This is a genomic window from Pseudomonas sp. SDO55104_S430 (assembly GCF_054070595.1).
In genome coordinates this window covers 1-814 of record NZ_JBSVXG010000494.1, presented here as the reverse complement: position 1 = coordinate 814, position 814 = coordinate 1, and the positions used below count along the sequence as shown (strand labels likewise).

At 54.2% G+C, this 814-nt stretch carries 1 protein-coding gene; it reads right to left on the bottom strand.

Translation table 11 applies throughout. The features are described from left to right. Positions 1-31 precede the first annotated feature (31 nt). Positions 32-814, bottom strand: a 783-nt coding sequence (locus ACW9JE_RS30875) for an IS110 family transposase (protein ID WP_457434928.1), incomplete at its 5' end; no start/stop codon positions are given.

The following is an 814-nucleotide window of genomic DNA, read 5'->3' as shown; positions in this document are numbered from 1 at the left end:
TGTGGGAGATTCTATGGTTGAGGGGAAGCTCTCAACCGGCTTTTGGCTGATATTCGCTCTTTCCCTTGAGCAGGGCGAATACAACCCGAGCAAGCTTGCGGGCCAGCATCACCAGTGCCTGGGTGGTGCTGAAACCTCGAGCCCTGTGCTCTTCATAAAGTCCTTTCCAGGCTTTGGTTCGGCTGGCGGACATGGCTGCGTTGTGCAAAAGCCTGCGGGCTTCCGGATCACCTCGTTTGGTCAGGCTCCGTTTACCGTCTTTCTGTCCTGATTGCCTCACCCGCAAATCCATCCCCAAAAAGGCGATGAATGCATCTGAATTTCTGAAGTCGCCTCGCTGAAACGCTGTAAGCAAGCGAGCTCCAGTCAGGAAACCAATGCCTTCGACCTTCAGGCAGCGCTTCAATTGCCCCTGTAAACCAGCATTTTTGAGTAGGTCGTTGATCATCTTTTCGATCAGCGTCTCAAGTTGCTGCATGGACTTTATTTGCTGGGTAAAAGCGGTCTTGAGCAAGGGCTCATTCGCCCAACTTTGTACCAGCGCGACTCGCGCCTGGACCAAGGCCGCGCGGCGACGGAACAGGCTCAGGAGCTGACGATAGAGCGGTGAAGGCGGTGTCCATGGGCGAAGCTCTTCATGCTCATTTTTCAAGTAACGAGCAAGAAGCTTGGCATCCAGGGCATCGGTTTTGGCGCGCACCTTCACACCTTCGCGGTAATGGTGCAGCTCGTAACCGCCGACCATGTAGATCACACAACCGGCTGCATAGGCCAGATCTGCAAATTCCAGGTGGTAGATATTGGTGGACTCAAT